The organism is Nonomuraea antimicrobica, from assembly GCF_039536965.1.
GTDB lineage: Bacteria > Actinomycetota > Actinomycetes > Streptosporangiales > Streptosporangiaceae > Nonomuraea > Nonomuraea antimicrobica.
In genome coordinates, this window is sequence record NZ_BAAAZP010000025.1 from 1 (window position 1) to 7,800 (window position 7,800).

9 protein-coding genes are annotated in these 7,800 nt (G+C 69.5%); 3 read left to right on the top strand and 6 right to left on the bottom strand.

The window, feature by feature from the left end; all coding sequences use genetic code 11:
* Both ABD844_RS08180 and ctaC read right to left on the bottom strand, forming a co-directional pair.
* Positions 1-835, bottom strand: an 835-nt coding sequence (locus ABD844_RS08180; RefSeq protein ID WP_344874606.1) for a cbb3-type cytochrome c oxidase subunit I, incomplete at its 3' end; no start/stop codon positions are given.
* 74 nt (positions 836-909) lie between these two features.
* The gene (gene ctaC, locus ABD844_RS08185; RefSeq protein ID WP_486348538.1) at positions 910-1,737 is read right to left on the bottom strand and encodes an aa3-type cytochrome oxidase subunit II; all 828 of its coding nucleotides are present in this window, start codon (positions 1,735-1,737) and stop codon (positions 910-912) included.
* Between the two features lie 147 nt (positions 1,738-1,884).
* On the opposite strand from ctaC, the gene ABD844_RS08190 reads away from it, so the two are divergent.
* Together ABD844_RS08190 and ABD844_RS08195 are read left to right on the top strand one after the other, a co-directional pair.
* The gene (locus ABD844_RS08190) at positions 1,885-3,027 is read left to right on the top strand and encodes a cysteine desulfurase family protein (RefSeq protein ID WP_344874595.1); all 1,143 of its coding nucleotides are present in this window, start codon (positions 1,885-1,887) and stop codon (positions 3,025-3,027) included.
* A complete protein-coding gene (locus tag ABD844_RS08195; protein ID WP_195899870.1) occupies positions 3,024-3,269 on the top strand; it encodes a sulfurtransferase TusA family protein in 246 nt (81 codons plus the stop codon). Before ABD844_RS08190 ends, ABD844_RS08195 begins: the two co-directional genes overlap by 4 nt.
* Before the next feature lie 97 nt (positions 3,270-3,366).
* Here the strand turns inward: ABD844_RS08195 and ABD844_RS08200 are convergent, their stop codons facing one another.
* Together ABD844_RS08200 and erpA are read right to left on the bottom strand one after the other, a co-directional pair.
* A complete protein-coding gene (locus ABD844_RS08200) occupies positions 3,367-4,353 on the bottom strand; it encodes a carbohydrate kinase family protein (RefSeq protein WP_344874597.1) in 987 nt (328 codons plus the stop codon).
* A 107-nt stretch (positions 4,354-4,460) separates the two neighbouring features.
* Positions 4,461-4,814, bottom strand: coding sequence for an iron-sulfur cluster insertion protein ErpA (erpA, locus tag ABD844_RS08205; RefSeq protein ID WP_344874598.1), 354 nt, complete (start codon positions 4,812-4,814; stop codon positions 4,461-4,463).
* A 156-nt stretch (positions 4,815-4,970) separates the two neighbouring features.
* Between erpA and nadA the strand changes: the two genes are divergently transcribed.
* Positions 4,971-6,128: a quinolinate synthase NadA gene (gene nadA / locus ABD844_RS08210; protein ID WP_344874600.1), complete on the top strand. Its 1,158-nt coding sequence runs from the start codon at positions 4,971-4,973 to the stop codon at positions 6,126-6,128.
* Positions 6,129-6,157: 29 nt separating this feature from the next.
* Here the strand turns inward: nadA and ABD844_RS08215 are convergent, their stop codons facing one another.
* Together ABD844_RS08215 and ABD844_RS08220 are read right to left on the bottom strand one after the other, a co-directional pair.
* On the bottom strand, positions 6,158-6,763 hold the full coding sequence (locus ABD844_RS08215) for an SIMPL domain-containing protein (protein WP_344874602.1): 606 nt from the start codon (positions 6,761-6,763) through the stop codon (positions 6,158-6,160).
* Between the two features lie 66 nt (positions 6,764-6,829).
* Positions 6,830-7,800: hypothetical protein (locus tag ABD844_RS08220; RefSeq protein WP_344874604.1), on the bottom strand; the 971-nt coding region annotated here is incomplete at its 5' end.

Below are 7,800 nucleotides of genomic sequence, written 5' to 3' on the forward strand. Positions count from 1 at the left end.
CCGTGATGGACAGGCCCGCGATCGAGATCGTCGCGGCCACCAGGCTGATGTAACCGAAGATCGGCTTGCGGCTGAACACCGGCAGGATCTCGGTGATGATGCCGAAGAACGGCAACGCGATGATGTAGACCTCGGGATGGCCGAAGAACCAGAACAGGTGCTGCCACAGCAGCGCGCCGCCGTTCTCGGAGTCGAAGATCTGGGTGCCGAGCTTGCGGTCGGACTCCAGCGCCAGCAGGGCGGCGGCCAGCACGGGGAACGCCATCAGCACGAGCATGCTGGTCAGCAGCACGTTCCAGGTGAACATCGGCATCCGGAACATGGTCATGCCCGGGGCCCGCATGCAGATGATCGTGGTGATGAAGTTGACCGCGCCGAGGATCGTGCCGAGGCCGGACAGCGCCAGGCCCATGATCCACAGGTCGCCGCCGATGCCGGGCGAGTTGATCGCGTTCGACAGCGGCGTGTACGCGAACCACCCGAACGAGGCCGCGCCGCCCGGCGTGAAGAACCCGGAGACGGCGATGAGGCTGCCGAACAGGTAGAGCCAGTAGCTGACCATGTTGAGGCGCGGGAACGCCACGTCGGGGGCGCCGATCTGCAGCGGCATCAGCTCGTTGGCGAAGCCCGCGAACAGCGGCGTCGCGAACATCAGCAGCATGATCGTGCCGTGCATGGTGAAGAGCTGGTTGAACTGCTCGGCGCTGGTGAACTGGAGACCCGGCTGCGCCAGCTCGGCCCGCATGACCAGCGCCATCACGCCGCCGATGAGGAAGAAGGCGAACGACGTGATCAAGTACATGTGCCCGATGATCTTGTGATCGGTCGAGGACATCCACTTGGCGATGATCTGGCCCTTGGTGGTGGGCCTGATCGTCGGCGTCGTGGTCAGGGGTTCTTGGATGGCGGTCACTGGGCACTCCCAGCCTGGGTCGCGATGTACTGGTTCCACTCTTGCTGGTTGACGAGCTTCACCGAGAAGAGCATGCGGCTGTGGTCGACGCCACAGAGCTCGGCGCAGCGCCCGGCGAAGACGCCGGTCCTGTCAAGCGTGGTGATCTCGAACTTCCTGCCGGGGTTGTTCTCGGGGATGCCCGGGATGACGTCACGCTTGAAGAGGAACTCCGGCACCCAGAAGGAGTGGATGACGTCGTCGGTCGACAGATCGAACTCGATCTTCGTCTTCGCCGGCAGCACGAGCTGGGGCCCCTGGTGGTAGTCGCTCACCGGGACGCCGGCGACCGGCTGCAGCGTCTTGCCGTCGACGGTCGTGGTGAAGCGCCAGCTCCACTGGTACGCCTCGACCTTGACCTTGACCGCCGCGTCGCCGTCGACCTTGGTGAGCACGTCGCTGTCGCGGGCGGTGAAGAAGAAGAACACCGACACCATGACGAGCGGGATCAAGGTGTAGAGCATCTCGATCGGCAGGTTGTAGCGAACCTGCGGCGGAAGCTCGGCCTTGGCCCTGCGCTTGCGGTGGAAGATGGCCGCCCACACGATCAGTGCGATGACGACCGCGCCCGTGGCGAGTGCGGCGATCCAGGCCCCGTTCCACAGGTTTTGGACCACGGTGCCCTGCTCGGTGACGTGGTCGGGAAGAAGGCCACGAGACCAGTCGGCCTCGGGGAAGTCATTTGCACACGCCGTAGCAGAGGCCAGCAGCAACGCCAAAGCGGCGGCGCGCGGCACTCTGCGCCGGGCCAACGAACGCCGCGTCGTACGGCGAGTCGGACTCACGGATCGCCTACCCCACAGATGAAGCCCAAGAGACTTTCCCTTGGGCGCTCGTATTTCTTTACAGATGCACAGACTGAATGCAGACACATTAGCGTGCAGGTGCCTCGCCCCACCGCGCGACCCCTCGATGGCCCCGCAAGTGGGACGATGAGTCTCGTGGCGTATTTCGACGCGGCTTCCGGTGAGCCGCTCCACCCCCAGGCGCGCGAGGCGCTGCTGGCGTCTCTCGACGCCGGCTGGGCCGACCCCGCGAGACTCTACGGCCAGGCCCGCCGCGCGCATCTGCTGCTGGAGCAGGCGCGCACGGAGGTGGCCGAGCTGCTCGGCGCGCGCCCCGACGAGGTGTCGTTCACCGCGTCGGGCACGCAGGCCGTGCATCTCGGCGTGCTCGGCACCCTACACGGCAGGCGCAGGGCCGGGCGCCATCTGGTGGTGAGCGCGGTCGAGCACTCCAGCGTGCTGCACGCCGGTCAGGTGCACGAGAGCGAGGGCGGCACGGTCGAGACGGTGGGCGTGGGCCTGACCGGGCGCGTCGACGCCGAGCGGTTCGCCGAGGCGGTGACGCGTCCCGGCACGGCTCTGGCGTGCCTGCAGACGGCCAACCACGAGGTCGGCACCCTGCAGCCGGTGGCGGAGGCGGCGGCGGCCTGCCGCGCGCACGGGGTGCCGCTGCTGGTCGACGCGGCGCAGACGGCCGGCCGGGCGCCGGTTCCGCCGGGCTGGTCGGTGCTGACGGCCAGCGCGCACAAGTGGGGCGGCCCGGCCGGGGTGGGGGTGCTGGTGGTGCGCAAGGGCACGCGGTTCCGCTCGTTCCTGCCGGAGGACGAGCGCGAGCGGCGGCGCGTGCCGGGCTTCGAGAACGTGCCGGCCGTCGTCGCGGCGGCGGCGGCCCTTCGCGCGATGGCCGCGGAGGCGCGGGAGGAGCAGTCCAGGCTCTCCGGGCTCGTGGCCAGGATCAGGGAGACGGTCCCGAAGGCGGTGCCCGACGTGGAGGTCATCGGCGACCCCGTCGACCGGGCCCCGCACATCGTGACCTTTTCGTGCCTGTACGTCGACGGCGAGGCGCTGCTGACCGAGCTCGACAAGGCCGGATTCGCCGTCTCGTCCGGAAGTTCGTGCACCGCTAGTACGCTTCGTCCATCGCACGTTCTTGAAGCGATGGGCGTGCTGACGCATGGAAATGTCCGGGTGTCGCTGCCCAGGGGCACATCCGCGGACGAGGTCGACAGGTTCCTCGCCGTGCTGCCCGACCTGGTGCGCCGCATCCGGCAGGACGCGGGAGTCGCATGACCGAGGTTACCCAGCCGGCTTTGACGATCGACGCGCTCGGGAAGAAGTGCCCGATCCCGATCATCATGCTCGCCGAGCAGATCAACTACGTCCCGCTGAACGCCGTGGTGGCCGTGCTGGCCGACGATCCGGCGGCGTACACGGACGTGCCGGCGTGGTGCAGGCTGAAGTCGCATCGCCATGTGGGCTCGTACGAGCTGCCGGACGGCGGCTGGGCGATCCACGTGAGGCGCAACTACTGAGATTCCCGGCCTGTCCGCTGGTTCCGGATCCGCCGGTTATCTGATCCACCAGGACGCCGTCCCGCCGCGCGAGCCATGGCGGGACGGCGACCCGGGCTCAGGAGTGGTAGCAGCGCAGGTGCCCGGAGATCTCCCCGACCGCCTCGGCGCCGTACGCCGCCCCGAAGCGCTCGATGAAGCTCGTCTGCCCCAGCTCGTACTCCTGGCCGCCCACGCGCTCCAGCACGTGCGTGGCCGTGAGGTTGCCGATCTGCCCGCACCGCTCCAGCGGCAGGCCCCAGGCCAGCCCCGACAGGAACCCGGCGCGGAAGGCGTCGCCGACGCCGGTGGGGTCGGCCTTGCCGCGCTCGGGGGCGGGGGCGACCTGGATGGACGGCTCGCCCTCGCGGTCGATGACGGCGCCCTTGGGGCCGAGCGTGGTGACGCGGACGCCGACCCGGCCCAGGATCTCACCGTCGGACCAGCCGGTCTTCTGCTCGATGAGCCCCTTCTCGTAGTCGTTGGAGAAGAGGTAGGCGGCACCGTCGACGAGCTGGCGGATCTGCTCGTCCTCCATGCGGGCGAGCTGCTGGGAGATGTCGGCCGCGAACGGGATGCCCCGCCGGCGGCACTCGTCGGCGTGGCGGAGCATGGCGTCGGGGTCGTTGGGGCTGATCAGCACCAGGTCGAGCCCGCCCACGCGGTCGGACACGGGCTGCAGCTCGATGAGCCGCGCCTCGGCCATGGCCCCGGTGTAGAACGAGGCGATCTGGTTGTGGTGCTCGTCGGTGGTGCACAGGAAGCGGGCGGTGTGCTGGGTCTCCGAGATGTGCACGGAGCCGCAGTCGACGCCGTGGCGCTCGAGCCACGAGCGGTAGTCGGCGAAGTCGTTGCCGACGGCACCCACGAGGATCGGCTTGAGGCCGAGACAGCCCATTCCGAAGGCGATGTTCGCGGCGCAGCCGCCACGGCGGATCTGCAGGTCATCGACCAGGAACGAGAGCGACACCCGATCGAGTTGCTCGGCGATGAGCTGATCGCCGAAGCTTCCTGGGAAGGTCATCAGGTGGTCTGTCGCGATGGAGCCGGTAACGGCGATGCGCACGGGGTTCTTCTTCCTCGTTGTCAGCAGGCCAATGGGCCCCACGAGAATACGCGAAGGTCCCGCGCGCACAAAGGCGAGCGGGACCTGCCGGCCACCGTCGACCCGTGCTAGTTGAACGAGTCACCACAGGCGCACGAGCCCGTGGCGTTGGGGTTGTCGATGGTGAAACCCTGCTTCTCGATCGTGTCGACGAAGTCGATCGCGGCACCCATCAGGTAGGGGGCGCTCATCCGGTCGGTGACCACGCTGACACCGCCGAAGTCGGACACGACGTCGCCGTCCATCGAACGGTCGTCGAAGAAGAGCTGATAGCGCAGGCCGGAGCAGCCTCCCGGCTGCACGGCGACCCGAAGCTGCAGACCTTCCTCGCCCTGCTGCTCCAGCAGGCTCTTGACCTTGGCCGCGGCCGCGTCGGTCAGGATCAGGCCCTGCGCCGTGGTCTCGCTGCTCTCAACCGTCATCTGCTGACTCCCTAACCCGGCTGTCTGTTTCGACGTCCTACTGATGACGCTACCAACACCCGGCCCATGCCACACATTCCCGGTACCGCATGCCCGGGAATGACCACGTTCGTCCGTGTGTCATCATGAGTATCGTCATAACGACGATAAGGGGGTATGGCCATGGCCACCCAGACTGGGCTGCCGCTCTTCGTCCTCGGCCAGGGCGCCGATCCGCACAGCGAGAAGGGGGTCGAGTGCCCCGGCGAGCTGCCGCCCGCCTCCGACCCCGGCCTGGTGGAACGCGCGCGCAAGGCCAAGGAGGCGCTCGGCGACCGGCTGTTCGTGCTCGGGCACCACTACCAGCGCGACGAGGTCATCCAGTTCGCCGACGTCACGGGTGACTCCTTCAAGCTCGCCAGGCAGGCGGCGGCGCGGCCCGAGGCCGAGTTCATCGTGTTCTGCGGCGTGCACTTCATGGCCGAGTCCGCCGACATCCTGACCTCCGGCGCCCAGAAGGTGATCCTGCCCGACCTGGCGGCCGGCTGCTCGATGGCGGACATGGCCACGTTCGACCAGGTCGAGGAGTGCTGGGAGGCGCTGGAGGACGCCGGGCTGGCCGATCAGGTGATCCCGGTCACATACATGAACTCCAGTGCCGACATCAAGGCGTTCTGCGGGCGCAACGGCGGTGCCGTCTGCACCTCCTCAAACGCCCGGCGCGCGCTGGACTGGGCGTTCGAGCAGGGCGGGAAGGTGCTGTTCCTGCCCGACCAGCACCTGGGCCGCAACACGGCGGTGCTGGAGATGGGCATGTCGCTGGAGGACTGCGTGGTGTGGAACCCGCACCGGCCCTCCGGCGGCCTGACCCGCGAGGAGCTGGAGCGGGCCAGGATGATCCTGTGGCGCGGCCACTGCTCGGTGCACGGCCGCTTCACGGCCGAGTCCGTCGACGACGTACGCGCGCGCGTCCCGGGCGTCAACGTGATCGTGCACCCGGAGTGCCGCCACGAGGTCGTGCTCAAGGCCGACCACGTCGGCTCGACGGAGCACATCATCAAGACGCTGGAGGCGGCCCCCTCGGGCTCGAGCTGGGCCGTCGGCACGGAGCTGAACCTGGTCAAGCGGCTGGCGCGGCAGTTCCCCGACAAGGGGATCTCGTTCCTGGACCGGACCGTGTGCTACTGCTCCACCATGAACCGGATCGACCTGCCGCACCTGGTGTGGGCGCTGGAGTCGCTGGTGCTGGGCGAGGTGGTCAACCAGATCACGGTGGACGACCACACCACCCACTGGGCCAAGGTCGCCCTGGACCGGATGCTGGCCCTGCCGTAAACCCGTTGGCGTCGGTGGCGTGGGAGCCGTCAGGCGAAGTCGTAGCCGACCTTCACGCTGACCGTCAGCGGCCGGCGGCCGGGGTTGACCGAGGGGGCGGACTCGGCGGCCATCGTGGCCATCTGCCGCATCGGCTGCGGCGGCCCCACCGTCAACTCCTCGCTCACCGACACCACGCGCCCCAGCGGCCGTCCGGCCAGCTCCGCGTACTGGGACGCCTTGGCCGCGGCGTCCCTGAAGGCCCTGACGCGGGCCTCCGCCAGCGCCGCGGCCGGGTCGGACACCTCGAAGGCCACCCCGTTGAGCCGGGCCTCCTCCCCCACCCCCGCCACCGTGTCGATGACGTGGTCGGCCCGGCTCACGTCGCGTACGACGACCTCGACCCCCTGCACCGCCCGGTAGGCCGCCACCTTCGGATAGGACTCGTACTCGGGCCCCAGGCCCAGCTCGACCGTCGTCACGTCCTGCGGTGCGACGCCCGCCCGCGCCAGTGCCTGCGCCAGCCTGGCCGCCGCGACCCGCGCGGCGGCGAAGGACTCGGCGGCCGAGGCCCGGCGGACCTCGACGCCCGCGTGCAGTCGCAGGATGTCGGGCGCGGCCAGAACGGTGCCCTCGCCGATCACGGTGATGTCCACGGGCCAGCCCCTTCGCGTGGGTCCCAGTCCCTTGATCCTAGAACGCGACCGCCGGGCCGCAAGGACCTACGACGGTCCGCGGGCGAAGCGCAGGGCCATCTTGTCGAACTCGGCCTTGCTCGGCGCGGTCGCCAGCACCCGGCTGACCCGGCCGGACAGGTCGGCGACGACGGCCTCGTACCCGGCGCCTTTGGAGCGCCAGACCGCCACGTGGTCGTCGTCCCACCAGCCGATGAGCCGTTTGGTGGAGACCGGGATCGTCACCGGCTCGGTGTCGTCGCCCGAGCTGGAGTGGGCGCACAACGACGTGCCGGCCGTCGTGCAGTGGGCCAGGAAGCGGGTGCCCGACGGCGAGAGGTCGTCGCCCTCCACCCACACCGGCGTCCCCACGCCGGACAGGGTGCGCAGGAGCCCGCCGTCGAGGTCGTAGAACTTCATCCGGCCCCCGACCCAGGTGCCCACCGCCTGACCGTCGGCGTCCCAGAAGAAGCGCCACTCCCCCGCGCCCTTCTCCTTGACCTGGAACGCCCGGCCCGTTCCCGCGGCGACGTCGATGATGCCGTAGCCGTACTCGGCGGATTCGCCGTCGGTGTCCTTGTAGAGGGTGACCAGGCCGTACCTGCCGTCGGGGGACCAGCGGGGCGTGGTGGGGAAGACCGGTTTGCGGCTGAGCTTGACGACGCGCCTGTCGTCGGTGGCGTGGTCGACGATGGAGACGGTGGCGAACAGGTCGGTGCTGTAGTCGACGTCGGTGGCCAGGGCGCGGTCGGTGGCGGGGTCGAGGGCGTACTCGAAGTAGCGGGTGTCGCGGGTGAACTCGCCGGTGGCGTACTTCCTGACGTAGAGGCGTTCGCCGCTGTCCAGGGTGTAGGAGGCGAGCCTGATGGGGTCGGTGTCGCGCTCCTGGAGCCGTACCGACGTGCCGGGCAGCGTGACCGAGCGGGTGGCGGGCGGGCTCGCGGCGGGTGTGGTGGGGGCGGTCGTGGTGGGGGTGCTCGTCGTGGCGGTGCTCGTTGTGGGGGTGTCGGCGGCGGCCG

What these genes read in the sequence shown, in the direction of transcription:
- ABD844_RS08190 (WP_344874595.1), top strand. Translation starts at nt 1,885, where the DNA reads ATGAGTCTCGTGGCGTATTTCGACGCGGCTTCCGGTGAGCCGCTCCAC.
- ABD844_RS08195 (WP_195899870.1), top strand. Translation starts at nt 3,024, where the DNA reads ATGACCGAGGTTACCCAGCCGGCTTTGACGATCGACGCGCTCGGGAAG.
- erpA (WP_344874598.1), bottom strand. Translation starts at nt 4,814, where the DNA reads ATGACGGTTGAGAGCAGCGAGACCACGGCGCAGGGCCTGATCCTGACC.
- nadA (WP_344874600.1), top strand. Translation starts at nt 4,971, where the DNA reads ATGGCCATGGCCACCCAGACTGGGCTGCCGCTCTTCGTCCTCGGCCAG.